Source organism: Streptomyces sp. NPDC003697 (assembly GCF_053587115.1).
Map to the genome: position 1 here is coordinate 1 of NZ_JBSFNN010000080.1, position 24,982 is coordinate 24,982.

The 24,982-nt window shown below is 71.4% G+C and carries 21 protein-coding genes, 2 pseudogenes and 1 riboswitch; of the genes and pseudogenes, 5 read left to right on the plus strand and 18 right to left on the minus strand.

The genetic code is table 11. The annotated features are described in order from the left end of the window. A pseudogene (locus ACWDNY_RS25305) lies at window positions 1-90 on the minus strand (carbohydrate-binding protein); the annotation flags it as partial. A 552-nt stretch (window positions 91-642) separates the two neighbouring features. Then, on the minus strand, window positions 643-1,377 hold the full coding sequence (locus ACWDNY_RS25310; protein WP_451648084.1) for an alpha/beta fold hydrolase: 735 nt from the start codon (window positions 1,375-1,377) through the stop codon (window positions 643-645). 79 nt (window positions 1,378-1,456) lie between these two features. Here ACWDNY_RS25310 and ACWDNY_RS25315 point away from each other — a divergent pair, with 79 nt between their 5' ends. Then, a complete protein-coding gene (locus ACWDNY_RS25315; protein WP_451648085.1) occupies window positions 1,457-2,431 on the plus strand; it encodes a helix-turn-helix transcriptional regulator in 975 nt (324 codons plus the stop codon). Between the two features lie 208 nt (window positions 2,432-2,639). Here the strand turns inward: ACWDNY_RS25315 and ACWDNY_RS25320 are convergent, their stop codons facing one another. Beyond that, window positions 2,640-3,782: a glycosyltransferase family 4 protein gene (locus ACWDNY_RS25320; RefSeq protein WP_451648086.1), complete on the minus strand. Its 1,143-nt coding sequence runs from the start codon at window positions 3,780-3,782 to the stop codon at window positions 2,640-2,642. 155 nt (window positions 3,783-3,937) lie between these two features. On the opposite strand from ACWDNY_RS25320, the gene ACWDNY_RS25325 reads away from it, so the two are divergent. Beyond that, window positions 3,938-5,233, plus strand: a complete 1,296-nt coding sequence (locus tag ACWDNY_RS25325) for a glycosyltransferase 87 family protein (protein WP_451648105.1) — start codon at window positions 3,938-3,940, stop codon at window positions 5,231-5,233. A 4-nt stretch (window positions 5,234-5,237) separates the two neighbouring features. Here ACWDNY_RS25325 and ACWDNY_RS25330 read toward each other — a convergent pair whose 3' ends face one another. The 5 genes from ACWDNY_RS25330 to ACWDNY_RS25350 form a co-directional block, all read right to left on the minus strand. Next, on the minus strand, window positions 5,238-6,464 hold the full coding sequence (locus ACWDNY_RS25330; protein WP_451648087.1) for a hypothetical protein: 1,227 nt from the start codon (window positions 6,462-6,464) through the stop codon (window positions 5,238-5,240). Window positions 6,465-6,495: 31 nt separating this feature from the next. Beyond that, a complete protein-coding gene (locus tag ACWDNY_RS25335) occupies window positions 6,496-7,497 on the minus strand; it encodes an NlpC/P60 family protein (RefSeq protein ID WP_451648088.1) in 1,002 nt (333 codons plus the stop codon). Window positions 7,498-7,744: 247 nt separating this feature from the next. Further along, window positions 7,745-8,785, minus strand: a complete 1,041-nt coding sequence (locus ACWDNY_RS25340) for an NlpC/P60 family protein (protein ID WP_451648089.1) — start codon at window positions 8,783-8,785, stop codon at window positions 7,745-7,747. A gap of 329 nt (window positions 8,786-9,114) precedes the next feature. Further along, entirely contained in the window at window positions 9,115-10,464 is a 1,350-nt protein-coding gene (locus ACWDNY_RS25345) for an NYN domain-containing protein (protein WP_451648090.1), read from the minus strand. Window positions 10,465-10,523: 59 nt separating this feature from the next. Next, the gene (locus tag ACWDNY_RS25350) at window positions 10,524-10,763 is read right to left on the minus strand and encodes a hypothetical protein (RefSeq protein WP_451648091.1); all 240 of its coding nucleotides are present in this window, start codon (window positions 10,761-10,763) and stop codon (window positions 10,524-10,526) included. Between the two features lie 208 nt (window positions 10,764-10,971). On the opposite strand from ACWDNY_RS25350, the pseudogene ACWDNY_RS25355 reads away from it, so the two are divergent. Together ACWDNY_RS25355 and ACWDNY_RS25360 are read left to right on the plus strand one after the other, a co-directional pair. After that, window positions 10,972-11,722, plus strand: a pseudogene (locus ACWDNY_RS25355) (rhomboid family intramembrane serine protease). Then, window positions 11,719-12,000 carry an Lrp/AsnC family transcriptional regulator gene (locus ACWDNY_RS25360; protein ID WP_361508958.1) on the plus strand — a complete coding sequence of 94 codons (282 nt, stop codon included), beginning with the start codon at window positions 11,719-11,721 and terminating at the stop codon, window positions 11,998-12,000. Before ACWDNY_RS25355 ends, ACWDNY_RS25360 begins: the two are co-directional and overlap by 4 nt. Window positions 12,001-12,108: 108 nt before the next feature. On the opposite strand, the gene ACWDNY_RS25365 is transcribed toward ACWDNY_RS25360, so the two are convergent. The 6 genes from ACWDNY_RS25365 to ctaE all read right to left on the minus strand — a co-directional run bounded on the left by ACWDNY_RS25365 (window position 12,109) and on the right by ctaE (window position 19,485). After that, a complete protein-coding gene (locus tag ACWDNY_RS25365; protein WP_451648092.1) occupies window positions 12,109-13,494 on the minus strand; it encodes an aminotransferase class V-fold PLP-dependent enzyme in 1,386 nt (461 codons plus the stop codon). Between the two features lie 251 nt (window positions 13,495-13,745). Further along, a riboswitch (SAM riboswitch) is annotated at window positions 13,746-13,862 on the minus strand. Window positions 13,863-14,008: 146 nt separating this feature from the next. After that, window positions 14,009-15,073: an anthranilate phosphoribosyltransferase gene (trpD, locus tag ACWDNY_RS25370; RefSeq protein WP_451648093.1), complete on the minus strand. Its 1,065-nt coding sequence runs from the start codon at window positions 15,071-15,073 to the stop codon at window positions 14,009-14,011. A gap of 163 nt (window positions 15,074-15,236) precedes the next feature. After that, complete coding sequence (qcrB, locus tag ACWDNY_RS25375) at window positions 15,237-16,898, minus strand: cytochrome bc1 complex cytochrome b subunit (RefSeq protein ID WP_451648094.1); 1,662 nt, start codon at window positions 16,896-16,898, stop codon at window positions 15,237-15,239. After that, on the minus strand, window positions 16,895-17,953 hold the full coding sequence (gene qcrA, locus ACWDNY_RS25380) for a cytochrome bc1 complex Rieske iron-sulfur subunit (protein ID WP_451648095.1): 1,059 nt from the start codon (window positions 17,951-17,953) through the stop codon (window positions 16,895-16,897). Before qcrA ends, qcrB begins: the two co-directional genes overlap by 4 nt. Further along, window positions 17,950-18,759: a cytochrome bc1 complex diheme cytochrome c subunit gene (gene qcrC / locus ACWDNY_RS25385; RefSeq protein WP_451648096.1), complete on the minus strand. Its 810-nt coding sequence runs from the start codon at window positions 18,757-18,759 to the stop codon at window positions 17,950-17,952. The genes qcrA and qcrC overlap by 4 nt, the downstream gene beginning before the upstream one ends. A 114-nt stretch (window positions 18,760-18,873) precedes the next feature. Then, on the minus strand, window positions 18,874-19,485 hold the full coding sequence (gene ctaE / locus ACWDNY_RS25390) for an aa3-type cytochrome oxidase subunit III (RefSeq protein ID WP_361508940.1): 612 nt from the start codon (window positions 19,483-19,485) through the stop codon (window positions 18,874-18,876). A gap of 202 nt (window positions 19,486-19,687) precedes the next feature. Here ctaE and ACWDNY_RS25395 point away from each other — a divergent pair, with 202 nt between their 5' ends. Beyond that, window positions 19,688-20,089, plus strand: a complete 402-nt coding sequence (locus ACWDNY_RS25395) for a hypothetical protein (protein WP_451648106.1) — start codon at window positions 19,688-19,690, stop codon at window positions 20,087-20,089. A gap of 123 nt (window positions 20,090-20,212) precedes the next feature. Here the strand turns inward: ACWDNY_RS25395 and ACWDNY_RS25400 are convergent, their stop codons facing one another. The 4 genes from ACWDNY_RS25400 to ctaC form a co-directional block, all read right to left on the minus strand. Further along, window positions 20,213-21,433, minus strand: a complete 1,221-nt coding sequence (locus ACWDNY_RS25400) for an Ig-like domain-containing protein (RefSeq protein WP_451648107.1) — start codon at window positions 21,431-21,433, stop codon at window positions 20,213-20,215. A gap of 262 nt (window positions 21,434-21,695) precedes the next feature. Continuing rightward, entirely contained in the window at window positions 21,696-22,094 is a 399-nt protein-coding gene (locus ACWDNY_RS25405; RefSeq protein ID WP_451648097.1) for a cytochrome c oxidase subunit 4, read from the minus strand. Next, a complete protein-coding gene (gene ctaD, locus ACWDNY_RS25410; RefSeq protein WP_451648098.1) occupies window positions 22,091-23,824 on the minus strand; it encodes an aa3-type cytochrome oxidase subunit I in 1,734 nt (577 codons plus the stop codon). The genes ACWDNY_RS25405 and ctaD overlap by 4 nt, the downstream gene beginning before the upstream one ends. Continuing rightward, window positions 23,821-24,780 (minus strand): aa3-type cytochrome oxidase subunit II, encoded by a 960-nt coding sequence (ctaC, locus tag ACWDNY_RS25415; protein WP_451648099.1) that lies wholly within the window; start codon window positions 24,778-24,780, stop codon window positions 23,821-23,823. Before ctaC ends, ctaD begins: the two co-directional genes overlap by 4 nt. Between the last annotated feature and the right edge of the window lie 202 nt (window positions 24,781-24,982).

The following is a 24,982-nucleotide window of genomic DNA, read 5'->3' on the forward strand; positions in this document are numbered from 1 at the left end:
GCACGAGATCTTGATGGTGTTCGTGCCCTTGTTGAGCTGGATGTAGTTGAACGTCTTCGTCCAGCCCTTCTCGTAGTCGCCGTCCGTGGCGCGGGGGGCCGGGCGCGGGCGCCGTCGCCGTCCGTGGCCTGACGGACCGAGCGCCGTCCCCGTCCGTGGCCTGACGGACGGGGCCGCGCGCCGTCGCCGTCCGTGGTGCGCAGACCGGGCCGTTTGCTTCGCCGCCCCTGGCCTGACGGCCCGGGCGCCTCAATCCGCGGCCTGACGGACCGAGCCCCGTCCCCGTCCGTGGGCGTGACGGGCCGCACGCCGTCCCCGTCCCTGGGGTGTGACCGAGATACGCGCCAAAGAGGCAACGGGATGGTCCTGAAGGCCTGGGCGCTCGTCGCCCGTCACCCATTCGGCCCAGTGTCGTTGGTGGTGGTGTTGCGCGTCGTCTGGGGCCCGGGGTGGGTTGTGACATCGATTGAACGGACCGCGTGTCCACGGTTCAAGCGGCTGATCACAGCGTATGAGCGGCATCTGTTCTTCTCCCCGAGCCGCGATGAGTCGGAGTGGGCTCGCCAGGGCCTGCGCGCGGGCCCGCAGCGTGCGGATGCTTCTCCTGGTCAGGCGTCGGGCTGTGCCTCTCGGCCGACGCGGTCAGGAGACGGCCTCGTCGAGGACGCGGGCCAGTTCGGCGGGCACGGAGAGCATTGGCCAGTGCCCGGTGGGCAGGTCGAAGCGCCGCCATGGCGGCTGGTTCAGGTAGGCCAGCATCGGCACCTCGACATCCAGCAGCCCCGTGAAGTCACGGCAGGCGATCAGGACACGGTCCACACCGGGACCGGGCTCGGCCGGGCCGGCGAGACGCTGGGTGAAAGTGCCGAACGGCTGAGGGGTGGCACGCGTGCGCAGAGCGTTCCGCTGGCCCCCATCGAGCCCGTCGAGGCTGCTGGACAAGCCCAAGACCTCAAAGGGCGGCATCGGTAGCCGCCACCCGTCGCCGGAAGCGTCGACCTGCCGGCGCAGCTGGTCCGCTGCCTGCGGTGGCATGAGGTCGAGCATGCACATGCCTGCGGCGAACGGGGCGCTGTCCACGTAGATCACGCGCTCCAGGCGGTCGCCGAGACGTCCGGCTGCCCCGGTCACCGGGGCAGCCGCGTAGCTGTGGGCGACCAGCGTTATGCCGCGCAGATCGTTCCGCTCGACGAATCCCGTGATGTCCGCGATGTGTGTTTCCAGGTCCGTCTGGGGGCCGCCCTGGTCTGCGTGCTCGGCCAGGCCGGTCAGTGTCAGCGGTAGCGCCGTATGGCCGCGTTCCCGCAGAGCGCGGGCGGTGTCTTCCCAGGCCCACGCCCCGAGCCAGGCGCCGGGAACGAGTACGAAGTTGGCCATGTGATCTCCCAGAAGTAGGTGCTGCGGGGAGCGTAAAGTCGATACAGGACAGAATCCGCCCTGAAATGCCGAGTGATCGATGTCGCATCCCCTCACCCGTGTGCTGACCCTGCTGGAACTCCTCCAGTCCAACGCCCGGCTCACCGGGACGGAGCTGGCCGACCGCCTGGACACCGACGTCCGCACCGTGCGCCGTTACACGGCCCACCTACGCCACTTGGGCATCCCCGTGGAGGCCGAACGCGGCCGCTACGGCGGCTACCGACTGGCCCGCGGCTACCGCATGCCACCTCTGGTCCTCACCAATGACGAGGCCCTCGCCGTCGTCCTTGGCCTGCTCGCGGCAGAACGTCTGGGCATGGGCACCGCCGCGCCGGCCAATGCCGGTGCCTTGGCCAAGATCGAGCGGGTTCTCCCGCACGCCCTGCGCGAACCGCTCGCCGCCATGCGGGAGACCCTGTCCTTCACCGCCGACGCCGTAATCGGGCAGACACCCGGAACCGGCGTCCTGCTGGCACTGGCCCAGGCCTCCCGCGCCCGCACGACCGTCGGCATCCACCACCAGTCCTGGCGCCAGGAACACACCGAACGCGACATCGACCCCTACGGAGTGGTCTTCCACACCGGTCGCTGGTACGTCGTCGGCCACGACCACCTCCGCGACAGCCTGCGGACCTTCCGCATCGACCGCATCACCTCCGTCAACCCCCGAACCGACCGCTTCATCGCACCCGACGGCTTCGACCCCGTCGCCCACTTGACCTCGACCCTCGCTCAGGGGCCCTACCGCTGGCAGGTCGGGGTGACTATCCATGGCCCCCTCGATGAGATCGCTCGCCGGCTGCCTCGCTCAGCGGTGACCCTCACTGCCCAGCCCACTGGCGTTCTCATGCACGCACGGGCAGAACGGCTGGACGGCATGGCCCACATGCTCGCCTCCCTGGAGTGGCCCTTCACCATCCACCATCCCGACGAACTGCGGCAGGCGCTCAAGAATCTGGCCGCCCAGCTCACCGCAGCCGCCCAGCGGAAACCGGAAGAACTACCGCAGTAAATGCCGGATTTACTGCGGGGAGCCCTACGGTGATCATCCCCACCTGCGGCGGACCATTCCGGCCGCCGGGGCGAGGTGTACGCATTTACTGCGGCAGTGCCGGAAGGGTGGGACGGCGTGACGATCGAACCAGTGACCGCTCTCGGGAGCGGGGGCGCACTTCGGTTGCCGCGCGCTCGGGTCGTACCTCTGTCCGCTCCACCCGCCCTCAGAGCAGTTCCTCCAGCCGCCGCGCCAGCAGGTCCCAGCGCCATTTCTCCTCCACCCACTCCCGCCCCCGCTCCCCCATCCGGCGCCGCAGCCCGGCGTCCTGGAGGAGGGTGACGATGCGGTCGGCGGCCTCCTCGGGCGCGCCGCCACGCACCACCCAGCCGGTCTCGCCGTCGAGCACGGCGTCGGGCGCGCCGCCGGAGTCGCCGGCGACGACGGGCAGCCCGGTCGCGGACGCCTCCAGGTAGACGATGCCCAGTCCCTCGACGTCGAGCCCGCCGCGCCGGGTGCGGCACGGCATGGCGAAGACGTCCCCGGCGCCGTAGTGGGCGGGCAGCTCCTCCCACGGCACCGCGCCGGTGAACCGCACCGAGCCGGCGACCCCGGTCTCCCGCGCGAGGCGGCGCAGCTCACTTCCGTACGGCCCGCCGCCGACGACGAGCAGGACCGCGTCCGGCTCGGCGGCCAGGATGCGGGGCATGGCGCGGATGAGGGTGTCCTGGCCCTTGCGCGGCACCAGGCGCGAGACGCACACGACCACCGGCCGGTCGGCGAGCCCGAGCCGGGCCCGCACCTCGTCGCCGCCCGACCCCGGGTGGAAGGTCTTCTCGTCGACGCCGGGCGGCAGCTGGACCATGCGGCCGGCCGCCTCCGGCGTCAGCGCGCCGGCTATCCGGGAGCGGGTGTACTCGCCGAGGTAGGTCAGGGTGTCCGTCGACTGGCCGATCCGGCGCAGGAGGCCGCGTGCGGCGGGCAGTTGGGCCCAGCCGGCCTCGTGGCCGTGGGTGGTGGCCACCAGCCGCCCGGCGCCCGCCCGGCGCAGCGCCGGCGCCATCAGCCCGAGCGGGGCGGCGGCCCCGAACCACACCGAGGAGCAGCCGTGTTCGCGCAGCAGCCCGACGGCGCGCCGGGTCACGGCGGGTGTCGGCAGCAGCATCGTCGTCCGGTCGCGCACGACGGTGAAGGGCTGGTCGGCGTCGAAGGCGGCGGTGGCCTCGATCCCCTCCCGGCTGCGCTTCCAGGTGGAGGCGTAGACGACCAGGCGCCCGGGATCCATCCGGAGCGCCATGTTGTGCAGGAACGCCTGGATCCCGCCCGGGCGGGGCGGGAAGTCGTTGGTCACGATGAGGGTCTTTCGCATCGCCGCCGACCCTATCCAACCCCCCGCTGCCGCCCTCCGCGGCCGTGCCTGACGGCCCGCGCCGGGGCCGCCGGGGATCATGTGCCTCGGCACGCGAAAGACCCGGAACGTGTGGAACGTGCGAAAACCGCTGAGAACGGATGAAGGGCAGCCGAGTGGACAAGGCGGGCGTGGGGCGGAGTCCGGTGGTGCTGCTCGCGGCGTGGGGCGCGACCCGGCTGGTGCTGCTGCTGTGCGTCCTGAGGGTGCTCGTGTTCCCCGGCCCGGACGTCACCGTGGACGTGTCGGTGATCTACCGGGGGTGGTACGAGGTGCTGCGGCAGGGCGGCTTCCCCCTCGGCGACGTCACCTGGCAGTATCCGCCGGGCGCCGCACTCGCCGTCCTCTCCCCTGCCGCCCTGCCCTTCCTGGGCTACGCCAGCGCCTTCTTCGTGCTGGCGTGCCTGGCCGACCTGGCGGTGCTCTGCCTGCTGCTGCGCGCGGCCCGGAGTCCCGGCCGGTCGCGGCGCGGCGCCGGGACGTGGGTGGCGGGCGTCGCGCTGCTCGGCCCGACTGTGTACGCGCGCTACGACGTCATGGTGACCGCGGTGGCGGTGGCGGCACTGCTCGCCGGCGCCCGGCATCCCCGGGCGGCGGGCGTGCTGGCCGGGCTCGGGGCGCTGCTGAAGGTGTGGCCGGCGCTCGCGCTGGCCGGTGTCCTAGGCCGGGACCGGTACCGGATGTGGGGCGCGGCGGCGGTCACCGTGGCCGTCGGGACCGCGCTGTTCACGCTCACCCTGCCCGGCGCGCTGTCCTTCTGGACGTCGCAGCGCGACCGGGGCACGGAGGTGGAGTCGCTGGGCGGGCTCGTCCTGCACGTGGCCCGGTACGCCGGCTGGAGCGGGCGGGTGGTCTTCTCCTACGGCTCGCTGGAGTTCGCCGGCCCGTACGTCGCGGTGGTGAGCACCGCGTCCCTGGTCCTCACCGGCGCGGTCACCGGGTGGCTGCTGGCGTGGCGGCTGCGCGCGGGGCGGACGGGCGCCGTCCTGCCCCACACGCCCGCGGACGCCGTGTTCACGGCGGTGCTGCTGTTCACGGTCGCCAGCCGGGTGATCAGCCCGCAGTACCTGGTGTGGCTGGTCGGGCTGGCGGCCGTCTGCCGGTGCCTGGGCAGCGGCCGGATGCGGCTGCCGACCCGGCTGGTGCTGGCGGCGGCCCCGGTGACCACGCTGGAGTTCCCGGTCTTCTTCACGGACGTCGTCGCCGGCGCCCCGCTCGGCGTCGCCCTGCTGTTCCTCCGGGACGGCCTGCTGGTCGCCGCCGCCCTGTCCGCCGCACGGGAGCTGTGGCGCTCCACGGCCGCCGCGGCGGCACCCCCCGCTCCGCCCGATCGGGTCGCGCGCGTCCCCGCCGGGCCGTCGCCGGACGGACGGCGGCAGGAGACGGGCGGGCAGCGCTCGGGGCGCTCCTGACGGGTCAGCGCAGTCGCGTCCGCAGGTACTGCCGCCACTGCGCGGTGAACGTCCCGGGGTCCGTCCCCAGTACCTTCGCCATCGCGTCCTCGACGGCGCCTGCCCTCTTCCCGTGCGTGCCCACCGCCCGGTAGAACGCGTCCAGACGGGCCTCGCCCCAGCGCTCGGCGATCAGCCGGCAGGCCAGCCAGCCGCCCTCGTAGGCCCGGGACAGCCGGGTGGGGTCGCCGGTGAAGCCGAAGTCCGCGTCGGGCGGCAGCGCGGTCGGCACCTGCCCCTGCGACACGGCCCGCCGCAGTTCCGGCGCCACCTGGCCCGGTGTGCGGTCGCTGCCCCGGTAGCCGGCCCAGTCGGCGTACCCCTCGGACAGCCACAGCGGCGTGGCCCGATCGGTGTGGGCGCGGGTGGCGACGTGCGCGGTCTCGTGGGTGAGGACCACCTGCCGGCCGAACGAGCCGAGCACCCCGTATGCGTCGGGGTTGACGACGATCCGGTCGGCGGGCGTCCGGCCCGGCCCGGACCCGGACCCCGGCCGGGCGGCCCCCTGCTTCGCCACGCCGGCCTCGCCGGTGGTGACGGCGGCGATCCCGCGGTAGTCCGAGGCGGGCGAGCCGAGCAGCCCGGCCATCCCCTCCAGGGACTCGGGGACGAGCACGACGACCTGCCGGCTCCAGTCCGTGCCCCAGGCGTCCGACACCGCGGGCACGGCGCGGTCGGCCAGACCCGCGTAGCGGCGCAGCGCCCCGCCGCTCTGCCCCACCCCGAGGACGAGGCTGTGCCTCCCGCGCACGACCGACACCGCGCCCTGGTCCCACAGTTGCTGGGGCGCCTTCCTCGCGGGCCGGTCGGAGTCGACGGACCAGGCGCCGTCGGCGCCGGTGGACAGGGCCAGCGTGCGGCCGACGGTCACGGGCGCCGTGTCGTACCCGCGCACCCGGTAGCTGAGCCGCGCCTCGGCGGTGGCGGTGGCGCCGCTGCGGCGCAGTCCGGTCAGCCGGTAGGAGAAGGCCGACAGGGGCAGGGCCCGCAGGTTCGCGTACGGGGTGCGGATGCCGGTGGCCGCGTACGCCGCCTCGTCGTGGCGCAGGACCGCCGCCGCCCGCCGGTCGAGGACCCGCTGCACCGCGTCCCGGGCCGGGTCCGTCGTGGACCGCTCGCCGCAGGCCGTCAGCGACGCCGGCAGCAGGCAGAGCGCCACCAGTGCGCACCTCGCCCGTCCGCCGGCTGCCATGGGCCGATCGTACGGTGCGGCGGCCGCGCCCTCAGACCCTGGTCACCGACGAGACCGGCATCATGTCCACCGGGTCGTAGCGCACCGGCGCGCCGGGGTGGGGGGCGTGGATGACGCGGCCGCCGCCGACGTACAGGGCGACGTGCCCGGCGTCGGACCGGTACACGACGAGGTCGCCGGGCCGCGCCTGGGACAGCGGGATCCGCCGGCCGGCGCGCCGCTGCTCCTGCGAGGTGCGCGGCAACTGGACGCCGGCCTGCGCGTACGCCCACTGCGTGAGGCCCGAGCAGTCGAAGCCGGACGGGCCGTTGGCGCCCCAGACGTAGGGGCGGCCGAGGGCGGCGCGGGCGGCGGCGACCGCGAGCGCCGCGCGGCCCGACGCGGCGGGGCCGCCGAGGCCGTGGCGGCCGAAGCGGGAGGCCCGGCCGTAGGCCGCCCGCTCCTCGCCGGTCAGCGAACCGAGCAGCTGCCGGGCCCGGGCGAGCTTCGCCTCGACCGTCCGCCGGTGCGCGGCGGCGGACCTGCGGCTCCTGGTCAGTTCGGCGAGGGCGCCGCGGGCCTCGGCGCGCTCCTGGGCGAGTTCGCGCAGGGCCGACCTCAGGTTCCTCAGCTCGCCGGCCTGGCGGTCGGCGATCCGGTCGAGCGCGGTCGCCCTGTCGAGGTAGTCGGCCGGGTCGTCGGAGAACAGCAGGGCGAGGTGGGGGTCGACGCCGCCGGCGCGGTACTGGGCCCCTGCGACCGAACCGAGCCTCTCCCGCAGGGTGTTGACGCGCTGCTGCTGCCGGGCGACGCGGTCCTGGGCGTCGCGCGCCCGCCGGCGCAGCGTGCCGGCGCGTTCCCCGGCCCTGTTGTACGCCTCGGTCGCCTTCTCGGCCTCCTGGTAGAGCCGGTCCACCTCGGCGCGGGTGCCGTCGTGCGGCGCGGCGGCGGCCGGGACGGCTCCGAGGACCGCGGCCGCGGCGGACAGGGCGCACAGGGCGGCCGTGGCGCCCCGGTCGGACCCGGACGGTGCAGGACGGCGATGGGACCCCACGGGCGGCGGTGCTCCTTCCGCTGGCGGACAGGACCGCTTCCCCGGGCGCCGGACGGCAGAGCCCCCGGCGGTGGGGAAACGCGCCAGACAGTAGCCGCGCCGTCACTCGGCGGCCAAAGCCGCCGGCGGGCCCGTGAACGCGACACCCCGCCTCAGACGCAGGTCACGGGCGGGGCGTGGGGTCGGCGCACCGCGGATTTTTCGCCCGTTCGGGCGGCATCGCGGCCTGGTCGCGCAGCGGTCCGGGTCAGACCCGGACGCCGAACATGAACGGGCCGCCGATGGTGCCCATCGACTCGTAGCGGACGACGGTGCCGGTGCGCGGGGCGTGGAGCACCTGGCCGTTGCCGGCGTACAGCCCGACGTGGTGCAGGTCGTTGAAGAAGAACACCAGGTCGCCGACGCGCAGGTCGCTCATGGAGTAGATCCGGGTGCCGATGTTCGCCTGCGACTCGGAGGTGCGCGGGATGCCGACGCCGGCCTGCGCGTACGCCCAGGAGGTCAGGCCCGAGCAGTCGAAGGAGGACGGGCCGGTGGCGCCGTAGACGTAGGGCGAGCCGAGCCTGCTCTGGGCGGCGGAGAAGGCCGCCGCGGCCCGGCCGGAGGCGGAGCTGTCGGAGCCGTTCAGGACGGTGCGCTCGCTGGCGCGCGTGGCTCGTGCCTGCTCGGCGGTGAGCTCCGCCTTCTCCTTCGCCGTCAGGGAGTTGAGGAGCTTCTGGGCTTCGGCGAGCTTGCCCTGGACTTCCTTCTTCTTCTTGCCGAGCTCGGTGCGGGTGGTGGCGAGGTCCTTGAGCTTCTCGGTGGCCTCGGCCCGCTCCTGGGCGAGTTCGCGCTGCTTGTCCTGGATCTTCTTCAGCGCGTCGACCTGCTGGCTGCTCAACTGGTCGAGCGTGGAGGCCTTGTCGAGGTAGTCGTCGGGGTCCGAGGACAGGAAGAGCTGGAGGGACGGGTCGATGCCGCCGGAGCGGTACTGGCCGGCCGCCATCGAACCGAGGCCGTCGCGGAGCTTGTTGAGCTCCTCCTGGCCGCGGGCGACGTTGTCCTGGATGGTGGAGATCTCCTTCTGGAGCTTCTCCTGCTTCTCCTTGGCCCCGTTGTACTTCTCGGTGGCCTGCTCCGCCTGCTCGTAGAGCTGGTCGACCTTGGCCTTGACCTCGTCCTTGCTCGGCTTCTCGCTCGGCGCGGCGTTGGCGGCCTGGGCGCTCAGGGCGACGGCAGCGGCGGCTGCGGTGGTCAGCACGGTCACACGTGCGCGGCTCGGCTGCTTGGGTCGACGGTGGGACGCCACGGGGGCGAGCTCCTTCTTCCTTCAGCCGCCTACCGACACGCCGGTGGGCGGTGCCCCTCCGCCGCCACTCACCCCATGTGAGTGGTCACCCGTGCGGAGGTTCGAGCCCAGACCCTAGTGACCCGGCTGTGATCAGTTCAAATCCTGAGCCGGAAAAACTCCTTCATGCCATACATATTTTTCTCTGAACTCACGTGCGGTAATGCAATATTGACCGTACGTCGCACCAGGCTGCCGCCAATTCGGGCAATGAGCAGGTACGTTGCACTGGGGGCGTACGCCACTCAAGGGGCTTTCACGACAAGGGCCATGCCGGGTGGGAATTCACGTCATGCCCGGGAGAAACGCTTCAGTAGCACGGCCGACGCCACCGGCCGCGCGCCGGCCCTGGCGACCCCGTCGGCCACCTCGCGGTCGGTGGAGGCGACGACGACCGGCCGGCCCGGCGGCTCGGCGCGCACGAGCTGCCGGATCAACTCGTCGGCGGTGACGCCGGGTTTGGAGAACAGCACCCGCACCCCGCGCGGCGGCGCGAGCAGCACCGGCGCCACGAGCTCCGCCCCGTCGAAGACGCAGGTGACCTCCGCGCCGGTCTGCGCGGCGAGCTGGGAGAGCTGGCCGAGCAGTCTGAGCCGCTGCTTCTCCAGCGGCATCTGCGGATAGCCGGTCTTGGTGACGTTGTAGCCGTCGACGACCAGATGCGCCTGGGGCAGCGCGAGGAGCTGGTCGAGTATCGCCGGGTCGTGCTCCGACAGCGCACGGGCCGCGATGTCCTTGGGGCTCATCCGCCCCGGCTCGACGGCGTCCACGGTCTCCGCGGGCCGCACGGACACCGGCGGCAGCGCCAGTTCCCGGCGCAGGCCCTGAGCGGCGTCCAGCACCGTGTCCAGCAGCAGCCGCAACCGCATGTCCTCGACGCTGCGGCCCTCGCGGGTGGCCCGGCGGGTGGCCTCCAGGGCCGCCTCGGCCTCGGCCAGGCGCGCCTTGACCCGCCGCGCCTCGCTCTCGGCGGCCGACACCTGCGCCTGGCCCTCGGCCCGCACCGTCTCCGTCTCGCCCCGCGCCTTGCGCAGCGCGGCCTCGCCCCGCTTGACGTCGCTGAGCGCGGCACGCAGTCTGCGGTGCAGCGACTCGGCGTCCTTGCGGGCCTGGTCCAGCTCGGCCCGCAGCCGCTCGGTCTCGGCCCTGGTCTGCTCGCGGGCCGCGGCCAGTTCGGCGCGCAGCCGCTCCAGCTCCGCCCGGCTCTCCTCGTCGGCGCGTTCGGCGTGGGCCCGCAGGGCCTCCTCGCCGGCCGCGGTCACCAGCTTGACCCAGCCCGCCGGCCGCAGCACGTAGGCCGCGGCCGCGACGTCGAGCGGGTCCGCGGCCGGGGGCGGCGAGCCGGAGTCGAGAGCGGAGCACAGCTCCGGCTGCGCCTCCTTGAACTTCTCGCCGATGCGCTGCCGGAACAGCGGATCGGTCTCCAGCGCCGCCGCCATGGCGTTGCCCGCGAACTTCGCCCGGCGCGTCGGGGTGAACCGGGCGTACTGCCGCAGCTGCGCGGGCAGCTCGCCCACGGTCAGCGCGCCGAACCCGTCGGACACGATGTGGACGACCCGGCGGCGCACCCCTTCGGGCAGCGGGCGGTCGAGCACCTCAGCGGTGCCGTCGTCCGGCCCCCCGCCTCGCGTCTCCGCCATCCGTCACCCCAATGCCTGTGCGGGCCCCCTCGGGGACCCCCTGTGCGGGCCCGCTCCGCTCAGGAGCCGGCGCCCGGCCTGTCCACGAGTTCCACCTGGTCCACGGCGTTGCACCAGCGGCACCGCACCGATTCGACGGTCTCATTGACCACCTCGCGCTCCTCGACCGTGGGCTCGCCGGCCAGGTCCAGGTGCACGTACTCGACGACCTTCGACGAGCGCGTCACGTCGAAGCGGGTCAGGTTGCCGCAGAGGGTGCAGCGCCACCGGGTCGTGGCGGTCGGCAGGGGAACCGTCATCGTCGCTGTTCGCTTCCTTCTCGTGTCCGTCTGCGCCAGCTTCCCTGGTGCGTGTGGCCGTAACCCTACGGGGTGGCGGTCGGTCGCCGCCTGCCCGTCCACCGCGGCGAGGCGGTCTGTGCGGTTGCGTCCGGTTACGCCATGCTCTGTGTTCGTGATCAGCAACCCGAACACGGCGGCCGGCAGGTGGGCGCGGGCCGTCCGGGCGGTGCGGGGCACGCCCGCGCCCGTGACGTACGCCCTGATCGCGGGGTGCTGCCTGGTCTTCCTGACCGGCCCGGCGGCCGGACTCGATCCGGCGTACGGCTCCGGCGAGGAACTGCTCGCCGCCCAACGGTCCTACTTCCTGCGCTGGGGTGTGGTCCCCGCCGATCTGTTCCAGGGCTCCGCGGCGGCCGCGCTCACCCCGGCCACGGCCCTGTTCGTGCACGGCAGCTGGGTGCATCTGCTCGGCAACATGCTCTTCCTCTACGTCTTCGGGGCGATGACCGAGGAGCGCATGGGCCGCATCCAGTTCACGCTGTTCTACGTCGGCTGCGGCTACCTGGCCCTGGTGGGCTACGCGGCCGCCAACGCCGCCTCCGGGCAGACCCTCGTGGGCGCGTCCGGGGCGATCTCCGCGGTCCTCGGCGCCTTTCTCTACCTGTTCCCGCGGGCCCGGGTCACCAGTCTCTTCCCGTTCCTGTTCTTCCTGCCCCTGCGCTTCCCCGCGTGGGTGGTGCTGCCCTTCTGGCTGGCTCTGCAGTGGCTGGCGGCGGGGCAGGCGTCCCAGGGACCGGGAGTGGCCTATCTGGCCCACCTGGTCGGCTTCGCGCTGGGCTTCGCCTATGCGTGGGCCCGCTTCGGGACGGCCCGCGGTCGCCGGGCGCGGCCCCGGAAGGGCGGTGGTGGGCAACCGGTGGGCGACTAGAGTGAACTGCGCCCCTGCTCCGGCCCCCGAGGGAGAGAACCAGCCGTGATCACCGCGATCGTGCTCATCAAGACCAGCGTGGACCGGATCCCCGAGATCGCCGAGCAGATCGCCTCGCTGGAGAGCGTGAGCGAGGTGTTCTCCGTCACCGGCACGTACGACCTGATCGCCATCGTCCGGGTACGGGAGCACGAGGACCTGGCCGAGGTCATCCCCGGCCGGATCAGCAAGATCCCGGGCGTCGAGGCGACGGACACGCACGTCGCGTTCCGCACGTACTCGCAGCACGACCTGGAGGCGGCGTTCGCCATCGGGCTCGACTCCTGAGCAGCCCGAATCCTGAGCCGCGGCGTCCGGCGTCGCAGGCGCCCCCGGCGCCGGACGCCGCGGCCGGATCGGATCGGATCGGATCCGGCCGCGGTGTTCGGAGAACCCCTAGACCGCCGGCACGCAGCGGCCGTTCTCCGTCCGGTACTCCCACCTGGCGCCGTGCCGCACGAGTTCCCGTACCGCGTGCAGGAAGCGTTCCACGTGCTCGTCGGGCGTGCCGGCGCCGAAGCTGACGCGGACCGCGCTCGGGGGCGCCTCACCGGGCGCGGTGCCGGGCGACCCGCACCCGCCCCGGGCCTGCGGGTCGCCGCCGAGCAGCGTCCGCACCAGCGGGTGGGCACAGAACAGGCCGTCCCGGACGCCGATGCCGTACTCGGCGGAGAGCGCGGCGGCGAGGTGGGAGCTGTTCCAGCCCTCGACGACGAAGGAGATCACCCCGACGCGGGGCGCGTCGTCGCCGAACAGCGACAGCACCCTGACGCCGGGGATCTCGGCGAGACCTGCCCGCACCACGCGGACCAGGTGCCGCTCGCGGGCGACCAGGCCGTCGAACCCGGCCTCGGTGAGGGCCCTGCAGGCCGAGGCGATGGCGTGGGCGCCGATGACGTTCGGGGAGCCGGCCTCGTGCCGGGCGGCGGTGTCGTGCCACTCCACCTCCACTCCCCCGTCGCTGCGCCGTGTGACCGTGCGGCTGGCGCCGCCGCCCGCGAGGTACGGCTCCGCCCGGCGCAGCCAGTCGGCGCGCCCGGCGAGCACGCCGGAGCCGAAGGGGGCGTACAGCTTGTGGCCGGAGAAGGCGACCCAGTCGACGTCGAGGTCGCGCACCGACACCGGGTGGTGCGGGGCGAGCTGGGCGGCGTCCAGGACGATGCGGGCGCCGTGCGCGTGGGCCGCGGCGGCCAGTTCCCGCACCGGCCACAGCTCACCGGTGACGTTGGAGGCGCCGGTGACGCAGACGAGCGCCGGGCCGTGCGGGGCGCGGCCGGCCAGCGCCCGCTCCAGGACCTCCACGGCCTGCTCCGGGCTGCGGGGGGCGTCGAGGCAGGTCACCCGCGCGTCGCCCCAGGGCAGCAGCGAGGCGTGGTGCTCGGTCTCGAAGACGAAGACGCGGCAGTCGTCCGGGACCGCGCGGGCCAGCAGGTTCAGGGAGTCGGTGGTGGACCGGGTGAAGACCACCTGGTCGGTGTCACGGCAGTCGAGGAACTCGGCGACGGTCCTGCGGGCGTTCTCGAAGAGGTCGGTGGACAGCTGGGAGAGGTAGCCGGCGCCACGGTGGACGCTGCCGTAGTAGGGCGCGTACGCCGCCACGTCGTCCCAGACCCGCTGGAGGGCCGGGGCGCTGGCCGCGTAGTCGAGCGCGGCGTAGCCGACCTCGCCGCCGGTGACGAGCGGGACGGTGACGTCCCGGCCCAGGACGGGCAGCGGGGCGCGGACGGACCCGGCGGGGGCGGCGGTGGAGCCGGGAACCGGGGCGGAGACGGAGACGGACATGGCTGAACTCCCGTGAGGACAGGCGGCAGCCCCCTGTCGGATTCGCGGGCCGTGCCGGGACACGCCTGAGGACGCGGCGACGGCACAGGAGGGCGAGCCGGAGAAGGGGACATCCCGAAGAGGGGAAGCCGGAGAGGGGATAAGGGGTGTGCGGAGGCGGGGCTCTGCGGCCCTATCGCATTCGCTTGCTCACGGAAGGCTCCCTCGACGACCAGGACCCCTGGTCCCACGCTCGGCGGGAGCGTGCGAGGGGTCCGCGCTTGCCGCAGACCTCGCTGCCTGCGACCTGGTCCTCACCCGGGGCACCCCGCCACGGACGGAGGGTTGCCGGACAGCCGGCCGGGGCCTTGTGGCTGTCACTCATGACCTGGACCGGAATCTACGGGACGTGATCAGCCGGCCGCAACCGGTGTCCGGATGACGGGACGGCCGTGAACGGCCGAGCGCCGGCGCCCGAAGGCACCGGCGCCCGTTCCGGTGGAAGGATCCCAGCCGCTGCGGGGGGGGGAGGCGCTCACTTGTTGCTGGCGGCGACCCAGCGCTCCAGCGTCCGCCGCGCGGCCCCGGAGTCGATGGACTCGGCGGCCTTCGCCATGCCGGCCCGGATCTGCGCCGTCAGGGGCTCGTCGCCCGGCTCCAGCGCCACCAGCGCGGCGGCCGAGTTCAGCAGCACCGCGTCCCTGACGGGGCCCTTCTCGCCGTCGAGGACCCGGCGCGCGACCTCGGCGTTGTACGAGGCGTCCGCGCCGCGCAGCGCGTCCACGGGCACCGGCTCGATGCCGACGTCGCGCGGATCGAACACCTCCTCGGTGACCTTGCCGTCCCGGACGACCCACACCCGGGAGGTGGACGTGGTCGTCAGCTCGTCGAGGCCGTCGTCGCCCCGGAAGACGAGGGAGGAGTTGCCCCGCTCGGCGAAGACGCCCGCGACGATCGGCGCCATGCGCGCGTCGGCGACGCCCACGGCCTGCGCCCGCACCCTGGCCGGGTTGGTCAGCGGGCCGAGGATGTTGAACGTCGTGCGGATGCCCAGCTGGCCCCGGGCGGCGGCCACGTGGCGCAGTGCCGGGTGGAAGCGCACCGCGAAACACATGGTGATGCCCGCCTCCTCGGCGACCTCCGCGACGCGCTGCGGCGTCAGCCCCAGGTTGACGCCCAGCTTCTCCAGGACGTCGGAGGACCCGGACGCCGAGGACGCGGCCCGGTTGCCGTGCTTGACCACCTTCACGCCCGTGCCCGCGACGACGATCGACGACATCGTGGAGATGTTCACCGTCTTCGCGCCGTCGCCGCCGGTGCCGACGATGTCGACGGCCGGGCCGGGCACCTCGATGACGGTGGCGTGCTCGTACATCGCGCGGACCAGGCCGGTGATCTCCTCGACCGTCTCGCCCTTGGCCCGCAGGGCGACGGCGAACCCGGCGATCTGGGCGTCCGTCGCCTCGCCGCGCATGATCCGGTCCATCGCCCAGGCCGTGTCGTCCGCGCTCTGGTCGCGGCCCTCCAGCAGGGCGTTCAGCACACGGGGCCAGGAACGGCCCGCCGCGGTGTCGCCTCCAGCGGGGGTCACAGCGCTCATCAGCCGCTCCTGGGTCCGGTCCCGGACGGGTCCGGGACGCTCGGGAAGGGGGAACCCGTCGTCCGGCGGGCACCTCTCCACCCTATCCAGCCCGGGGCACGGCGAAGGGCCCCCGTCCGCAGACCGGACGGGGGCCCTCACCGTGGCGTGACGTGCGCAGCGATCAGTGGTGGCCGTGGCCGCTCGTGATCTCCTTGTACTCCTCGACGGTGGGCTTCGGGATCTGCGACTCCTCGCCGTAGTACGCGTTGCTGAGCTTGGCGCGCAGCTTCTGCGCCCCCGTGACCTTGCGCTCGACGCCGTTGCCGTCGACCGTCGGGCCGATCTCCGCCGGCTTGTGCTGCTCGTGCGCCGTGAGGGTGTAGAGCGTCTCCTGGCTGAGCGGCTCGTGCACCTCGATGAACTCACCGTGCGGCAGGCGCTTGATGATGCCGGTCTCGCGACCGTGCAGCACCTTGTCCCGGTCCCGGCGCTGCAGGCCGAGGCAGATCCGCTTGGTGACGATGAACGCGATCACCGGTCCGAGGAAGAACAGGATCCGGACGGTCCAGGTGATGGCGTTGATCGACAGGTGGAAGTGCGTCGCGATCAGGTCGTTGCCGCCGCCCACGAGGAGCACGAAGTACTCCGTCATCCAGGCGACGCCGAACGCGGTGCGCGTCGGGGCGTTGCGCGGGCGGTCCAGGATGTGGTGCTCGCGCTTGTCCCCGGTGATCCACGACTCGATGAACGGGTAGACCGCGATCGCCGCCAGGACCAGCGGGAAGATCACCAGCGGGATGAACACGCCCAGGACGAGCGTGTGGCCCCAGAAGTTGATCTCCCAGCCCGGCATGACACGGATCAGGCCCTCGGAGAAGCCCATGTACCAGTCGGGCTGGGCGCCGGTGGACACCTGGTCCGGACGGTAGGGGCCCATGGCCCAGACCGGGTTGATCGTGGCGATCGCCGACATGGCGGCGAGGACGCCGAAGACCAGGAAGAAGAAGCCTCCCGCCTTGGCCATGTAGACCGGCAGCAGCGGCATGCCGACGACGTTGTTGTTGGTCTTGCCGGGACCCGCGAACTGCGTGTGCTTGTGGTAGAAGACCAGGATCAGGTGCGCCACCACCAGGCCGAGCATGATGCCCGGCAGCAGCAGGATGTGGATCGAGTAGAACCGTGGCACGAAGTCGTGGCCGGGGAACTCGCCGCCGAACAGGAAGAACGACAGGTACGTGCCGACGATCGGCACGGACAGGATCGCGCCCTCCATGAAGCGGATACCCGTACCCGACAGCAGGTCGTCCGGCAGGGAGTAACCGGTGAAGCCGGTGAACATGCCGAGGACCAGCAGCAGGAAGCCGAAGAGCCAGTTGACCTCACGCGGCTTGCGGAACGCGCCGGTGAAGAACACGCGCATCATGTGCACGAACATGCCGGCGATGAAGACCGCCGCGGCCCAGTGGTGGATCTGCCGGATCAGCAGACCGCCGCGCACCTCGAAGCTGATGTGCAGGGTCGAGGCGTACGCGTCACTCATCAGCTGTCCCTGCAGCGGGACGTAGCTGCCGTGGTACGTGACCTCGGTCATCGACGGGTGGAAGAACAGCGTCAGGTACACACCCGTGAGGATGATGATGATGAAGCTGTACAGGCACACTTCGCCCAACATGAACGACCAGTGGTCGGGGAAGATCTTGCGCAGGTTGGCCTTGGCCAGGGAGTAGATCCCCAGCCGGCCGTCGGCCCAGTCGGCGAGACGCTCGCCGCCCGACGCCTGGCCGCGCGAGCGGTCCGCCCCGCCGGCGCCGGATGGATTCGTGTTGCTCGCTGTAGTACTCATCCGCGCTCCCAGAATGCAGGACCGACAGGCTCCTCGAAGTCGCCCAGCGCCTGGAGGTAGCCCTCGTTGTCCACGCCGATCCGCAGCTGCGGCAACGGGTGGCCGGCGGGACCGAAGATCACTCGGGCACCGTCGGAGAGGTCGAAGGTGGACTGGTGGCAGGGGCACAGCACGTGGTGCGTCTGCTGCTCGTACAGGCTGATCGGGCATCCCACGTGGGTGCAGATCTTCGAGTACGCGACGATGCCCTCGTGCGACCAGTCGAGCTCGCGCCGGTCCCGGATGTCCTGCGGCAGGAGCCGCACCAGCATCAGGGCCGCCTTGGCGATCTCGTTCTGGAACTCCTCGTCCCGCTCCTCCAGGCCGTCGGGCTTGGCGAAGGTGAGCGAGCCGACCAGGATGTCCTCGGGACGCAGCGGCTCGTTCGTGTTCATGTTGACGATGCGCTTGCCCTTGGCCCACATGGTGTGCCGGAGCTTGTCCCCGGGCAGCGGGCCGAGGTCGCGCAGCAGCACGACGCCGGACAGCGGCACCAGGGCCAGCGCGCCCAGCATGGTGTTGCGGATCAGCTTGCGCCGGCCGAGCTGCGACTCCTCGGCGCCCTTGCGGAAGTCGTCGAAGACCTTCGCGCGGACCTCGGGGGGCGCCTCGATCGGGTGGCGCTCGTCGGCGACCTCCACGTCGGACATGAGGGTGCGGGCCCAGTGGACCGCGCCCGCGCCGATCGTGAACAGCGCCACGCCGAGCGTCATGCCCAGCGCGAAGTTCAGCGCGCTGACGTGACCCAGCGGGAAGATGTAGACGGGCTTGTCGGCCGGGATCGTCACGTACGCGACGATGAAGCCGATGGTGGCCAGCATCGACACCGTGAACAGCAGGGCGACCGCGCGTTCGGACCGCTTGGCGGCCCGCTCGTCGATGTCCTGGATCCGGTGCTCGTGGGGCGGCAGGCCCGGGTCGGCGAACGGATTCCGCTCGTCGGCGACGCTCACCGCGCCGTGCGCGGTCTCCTGCTCGGTGGGCAGGTTCTCTTCTGGAATGTCTTGGCTACTCATGACTTCTTGGCCTTTGCGGTCCGAGCGGCGACCCAGACGGCGAGCGCGATCAGCGTGCCCAGTCCGAAGACCCACGCGAACAGACCCTCGACGACCGGTCCGAGGCCACCCAGTTCCAGGCCGCCACGGCTCACGGTCTGGTCGCCGTTGACCTCGTTCAGGTACGCGATGATGTCCTTCTTGTTCTTCTCCGTCATGGTGGTGTCGGGGAAGGAAGGCATGTTCTGCGGGCCGGTCTGCATGGCCTCGTAGATGTGCTTGGGGCTGACGCCCTCCAGGTCCGGCGCGTACTTGCCGTGCGTGAGCGCGCCGCCCTTGCCGGAGAAGTTGTGGCACTGCGCGCAGTTCGTGCGGAACAGCTCACCGCCCTTGGCGATGTCCGCGCCCTCCGGGCTGTACTGGTTCTTCGTCGGCACGGCGGGCCCGGCGCCCAGGGAGGCGATGTAGGCCGCCAGCTGGTCGATCTCGGCCTGCGTGTACTGGACCCGCTTCTTGGGGATCTGCGCGCCCTGCTGCTGGGCCGGCATACGGCCGGTGCCGACCTGGAAGTCGACGGACGCGGCACCGACGCCGACCAGCGAAGGACCGTCAGTGGTGCCCTGGCCACCGGTGCCGTGGCAGGTGGCGCAGCCCACCTCGTAGAGCTTCTTGCCCTCCTCGATGGTGAGGGACTGGGCGGTGTCGTCGGCCTGCGCCTTGCTCGCGGGCGCGAACGCGGTGTACAGCCCCCCAGTGGCCGCCAGCGCGAGGAGTAGGACGACGACCGCCGCCAGCGGATGGCGTCGTCGTGCGGAGAGCTTTTTCACGGATTACCCCGGTGTCAGGATCTTCTGCGTCGATGCTTCTGGGACGTGGATCGGTCCGTCGCGAGTGGCCGGTCCCCCATCGGGTGGAACGGCCCCGCCGCGAGCGGCGGCCGATTACTTGATCATGTAGATCGTGGCGAAGAGGCCGATCCAGACGACATCGACGAAGTGCCAGTAGTAGGACACGACGATGGCCGCGGTCGCCTGCTCGTGGGTGAACCTCCGGGCCGCGTAGGTACGGCCGAGGACCAGCAGGAAGGCGATGAGGCCGCCCGTCACGTGCAGGCCGTGGAAGCCGGTGGTCAGGTAGAACACCGAGCCGTACGGATCGGAGGACAGCGAGAGGCCGTCCTTCTTGACCAGCTCCGTGTACTCGAAGATCTGACCGCCGATGAAGATCGCACCCATGATGAAGGTGACGATGAACCAGCCCCGGAGCCTCTTGACGTCACCGCGCTCGGCGGCGAAGACACCGAGCTGGCAGGTGAGGGAGGAGAGCACCAGGATCGTGGTGTTCGTCGCCGAGAACGGGAAGTTCAGGGCCGAGGCCATTTCCTTCCAGTGCTCGGGTCCCGTCACCGATCGCAGGGTGAAGTACATCGCGAAGAGGGCCGCGAAGAACATCAGCTCGGAACTCAGCCAGATGATGGTTCCGACGCTGGTGAGGTTCGGCCGGTTGACCGACGGGTGCGCGTGCCCGGTATCTACTGTCGTTGCTGTCGCCACGCCGACATTATGTCGTTCGCTTATCCCGCCCTCACTCCGGGGGTGCCGTTCGGAGTGTCTGCGGGATGTGCGGGGCCCGTATGGCCGATCGGAGGCGTCTTCCGGGCGCTGTCGACCAGCAGTCGAAGGGAGTAGCATCCGCGCCATCGGAACCCGGTAGTTCGCTACCGATGCTGCACTCACTGAGATGCGTGGAGGAACCATGCAGGCGACGGCCACGGTGCTGGTCTACAGCGACGACGCCAACACCCGGGAGCAGGTGCGGCTCGCGACCGGTCGCCGGCCGGCCCCGGACGTTCCCTCCGTCGAGTTCGTCGAGTGCGCGACCCCGGCGGCCGTGCTGACCGAACTGGACCGGGGCGGGATCGACGTCTGCGTCCTGGACGGCGAGGCCGTTCCCATGGGCGGCATGGGTGTGTGCCGCCAGATCAAGGACGAGGTCTTCCAGTGCCCGCCGGTGCTCCTGCTGATCGGCCGGCCGCAGGACGCCTGGCTGGCCACCTGGAGCCGGGCCGACGGGGCGGTGACGCTGCCGGTGGAGCCGGTGGAGTTCGCGTCCGCGCTGGCCGCCCTGCTGCGGCAGCGGCAGGGCGTGAACGTCTAGAGGGTGTCCGGTCGCGGCCGCCCTCGCCGCGGAACGGCCCGCGGTCCGGGGACCGCGGGCCGTTCGCCGCTTCTCCGCTGGCGGTCCCCCGCCGGGGGCGGCTCCCGCGGGGCGCCGGACGGCTCACAGGGGTACGGGACTGAGCCGTTCGGTCTCGTTCCGGGACCCGTCGCCGCCCTGGCCGCCGGAGGCGAGCGCGCTGCCCGTGCGCCACTTCGACCAGGGCACGTTCCAGTCGCCGAACCCGTTGCCGAAGTCCTCCATCTGCTTGCCCTTGGACTTGACGACCTCGACGATGTCGCCCTCGCGGACGTTGTCGAAGAACCACCTGGCGTTGGCGGTGCTCATGCCGGTGCAGCCGTGGCTGACGTTGGCGGAGCCCTGGGAGCCGACCGACCAGGGCGCGGCGTGCACGTACTCGCCGCTCCAGGTGACCCGGGTCGCGTAGTAGACGGGCATGTCGTACGACTCCGCGGAGCCTGCGGCGATGCCGACGGTGGAGCTGCGCATCTGTACGAGGGACTCTTTGCCGAGCACGACCTTGATGCCGTTGCGGGTCTCGAAGCCGGGCTTGCCGGTGGTCACGGGGAACTTCTTGATCTCCTCGCCGTTCTTGTAGAACGTCAGGGTGTGGGCCGCCGCGTCCGTGCGCGCGACGACGGCGTCCCCGATGCTGAGCTCCAGCGGCTCGGCGGCGCCGCCCCACAGCCGGTCGCTGATCTTGATGTTCTCGAGGTTGCTGTACACCTCGATCTCGGTCTCGGTGGGCCAGTACTCATGGGGGCGGTAGTGCAGCTCCCGGTCGCTGACCCAGTACCAGGAGCCGTCCACGGCGGGGGTGGAGTCGACGTGGAGGCCCCGTTCGACGACGGCCCGCTCGGTCCTGTCCTTGACCGGCTGGTCCAGCATGGCGGTGATGGGCTGGCCTACGCCGTAGGTGCCCTCCTTGGGGCCGAACATCACGTTCAGGCGCTTGGTGGCGGTGGGCTTGCCCGTGTCGAAGGTGAGGACCTTGCGGCCGGGTGCGCCGTCCTCGTTCTCCGTGCTCACCCGGACGCTGTAGTGGGCGTTCGCGGCGAGCGGCGAGGTGCTGTGCCAGCGGGTGCCGTCGGCGGAGAGCTCCCCCGAGACGTGGCGGCCGGCGGAGTCGACGATCGTGACGTCGGTGATGCGTCCGCCGGAGTCCTTCGCGGTGACCTCGAGGGGCTTGTCGGGGTCCGCCTTCCTGCCCTTCTTGACGGGGGCGTTGAAGGCGACCTCGTCCGCGGCGTCGTACGGCGTGGCGGACAGCGGGTTGCCGCCCGCGCCACAGGCGGTGGCGCCCGCGCCGAGGGCGGCCGCCATCAGGGCGCAGCCGACGGCGGTGCGGGCACGCGGGCGCGCCGGGGCCGAGGGCGCGCCGGGGCCCGAAGGCCTGAGCACGGCCGGCCCCTCGGCACCGGCTCGTGCGCCCCGGAAGAACACTGTGTGGCTCATGGCCTCACGCTAAGGACCATCACCGGCGACGGCGCGGTGGGTCATCCGTTCGAGGGAGAGTTGTCCGGCACATGCAGGAGCCCGGACCTCCGTGTGGAGTGTCCGGGCTCCCGTGGCCGCTCGGGGCGTGCTACTGGGTGCGGTTCTCACCGCGGTAGTACTCGAAGACCCAGCCGTACAGGCCGACCAGGATGATCGGCGCCGAGAAGAACAACAGCCACCAGCCGACCGCGATCGCGAGGAAGGCCAGCGCGCCGCCGAAGGCGAGCGCGAGCGGCTGCCAGCTGTGCGGGCTGAAGAAGCCCACCTCGCCGGCCTCGTCCGCGACGTCGGCCTCCTTGTCGTCCTGAGCACCCGCGTCGATCCGCCGGGCCGTGAAGCCCAGGTAGAAACCGATCATGATGCTCAGGCCGAAGGCCAGGAAGAGGGCTGTCGTGCCGGCCGGCTCCTTCGACCAGAAGCCGTACACGATGGCCATGACGAGGATGAAGACGCCCAGCCACATGAACATCTTGCCCTGGATCTTCACTTGCCGGCCTCCTTGCCGCCAGCGAGCGCCTTCTCCTGCTCGACGTTCTCGAGCTGGTCCAGAGCGGCGATCTCGGGGTGGTGCAGGTCGAACGCCGGGGATTCGCTGCGGATCCGCGGCAGGGTGAGGAAGTTGTGCCGCGGCGGCGGGCAGGAGGTCGCCCACTCCAGGGAGCGGCCGTAACCCCACGGGTCGTCGACCTCGATCTTCTTGCCGTACTTGGCCGTCTTCCAGACGTTGTAGAGGAACGGCAGGATCGACAGGCCGAGCACGAACGAGCTGATCGTCGAGACCGTGTTCAGGGCGGTGAAGCCGTCGGCCGCCAGGTAGTCGGCGTAACGGCGGGGCATGCCCTCGGCACCCAGCCAGTGCTGGACCAGGAAGGTGCCGTGGAAGCCGATGAACAGCGTCCAGAAGGTCATCTTGCCGAGGCGCTCGTCGAGCATCTTGCCGGTGAACTTCGGCCACCAGAAGTGGAAGCCGGCGAACATCGCGAAGACGACGGTGCCGAAGACGACGTAGTGGAAGTGCGCCACCACGAAGTACGAGTCGGAGATGTGGAAGTCCATCGGCGGCGAGGCCAGGATGACGCCGGTCAGACCACCGAAGGTGAACGTGATCAGGAAGCCGGCCGCCCAGAGCATCGGCGTCTCGAAGGACAGCGAGCCCTTCCACATGGTGCCGATCCAGTTGAAGAACTTCACACCGGTCGGGACCGCGATCAGGAAGGTCATGAAGGAGAAGAACGGCAGCAGCACGCCACCGGTGACGTACATGTGGTGCGCCCACACCGTCACGGACAGACCCGCGATGGCGATGGTCGCGCCGATCAGGCCCATGTAGCCGAACATCGGCTTGCGGGAGAAGACCGGGATGATCTCACTGATGATGCCGAAGAACGGCAGCGCGATGATGTACACCTCGGGGTGGCCGAAGAACCAGAACAGGTGTTGCCAGAGCAACGCCCCGCCGTTGGCCGCGTCGAAGACGTGGGCGCCGAACTTGCGGTCCGCCTCCAGCGCGAACAGCGCCGCCGCCAGCACCGGGAAGGCCAGCAGGACCAGCACACCGGTCAGCAGCACGTTCCACGTGAAGATCGGCATGCGGAACATGGTCATGCCCGGAGCACGCATGCAGATGATCGTGGTGATGAAGTTGACGGAGCCGAGGATGGTGCCGAAGCCGGAGAAGGCCAGGCCCATGATCCACATGTCGCCGCCGATGCCCGGCGAGTGCACCGCGTCCGACAGCGGCGCGTAGGCGAACCAGCCGAAGTCGGCCGCGCCCTGCGGGGTCAGGAAGCCGCCGACCGCGATCAGCGAGCCGAGCAGGTACAGCCAGTAGGCGAACATGTTCAGCCGCGGGAAGGCGACGTCGGGGGCGCCGATCTGCAGCGGCATGATCCAGTTCGCGAAGCCGGCGAACAGCGGCGTCGCGAACATCAGCAGCATCACCGTGCCGTGCATGGTGAACGCCTGGTTGAACTGCTCGGTCGACATGAACTGCAGGCCCGGCCGGGCCAGCTCGGCGCGCATGAGCAGAGCCATGACGCCGCCGATGCAGAAGAACGCGAACGACGTGACCAGGTAGAGGGTGCCGATCGTCTTGTGGTCGGTGGTCGTGAGCCACTTCACCACGGCATTGCCGGGTTGCTTGCGCCGTGCCGGCAGCTCGTTCTCGTAGTGGTCCTCAGGTGCCGCGGCACCCCGAGGTTCGTTGACGATGCTCACAGGATGTTCGACTCCCGGTCCTTCTCGTGGTTCGTCTGCTCGATGCCCGCGGGAACGTAACCGGTCTGCCCCTTCTTGGCGAGGTCCCTGAGGTGCTGCTGGTAGCGCTCGGGGGAGACGACCTTCACGTTGAACAGCATCCGGGCGTGGTCCTGGCCGCAGAGCTCGGCGCACTTGCCCCGGAAGGTGCCCTCCTCGTTGGGCGTCACCTGGAAGGAGTTGGTGTAGCCCGGGATGACGTCCTGCTTCATCAGGAACGGCAGCACCCAGAAGGAGTGGATGACGTCCCGTGAGGTCAGGATGAAACGGACCGTCTTGCCCTTGGGCAGCCACAGGGTGGGACCGGGGTTGCCGTTCTGCGGGTTGCGCTGACCGGGGGTGCCGACCTCGTACACGCCGCCGGCGTTGGCGGGGAAGTCGTTCTTGAACCGGGGCGGAATGGCCTTCAGGTTCTTGTCGGTCTTCGCGTTGCCGCTCGAACCCGCGACGGGCTCGATGTAGTTGAAGGCCCAGCTCCACTGGTAGCCGACGACGTTGACCGTGACGTCGGGCTTCTTGGAGAGGTCGAGGAGCTTCGACTCGTCGCGGGCCGTGAAGTAGAAGAGGACCGAGACGATGACGAGCGGGACCACCGTGTACAGCGCCTCGATGGGCATGTTGTACCGCGTCTGCGGTGGAACCTCGACCTTGGTGCGGCTGCGCCGGTGGAAGAATGCACTCCACAGGATCAGACCCCACACCAGGCAGCCGACGGCGAGCGCGGCCGCCCAGGAACCCTGCCACAGCGAGAGGATCCGCGGAGCCTCTTCCGTGGCGGGGGTGGGCATACCCAGCCGGGGGAAGTCCTTGTATGTGCAACCGGTCGCGGTCGCCAGGACCAGGCCCGCAGTCAGTGCCTGCAGCAGCTTCCGCCGCATCGGGCGCCGCGGCGAGCGGTCGGAGCCGTTGGGACTCACGTAGCGCCTTCCCGAGAGTCTCGCCCGCGCTGTTCGGCTGCGGCCTTCTCGCTGGTCGGTCGCCGCCCTGCGTCGGGCAGGGGTTTGGATGTTTATGCGGACCAAACCCTACTGGACGCCTTCCGGCGGGTCGCGGGGAGGGTGGCATACGCGCCGCGGGTCACCCCGAAGGGGTGGGACGCCCGGTCGGGCGGGCAGGAGC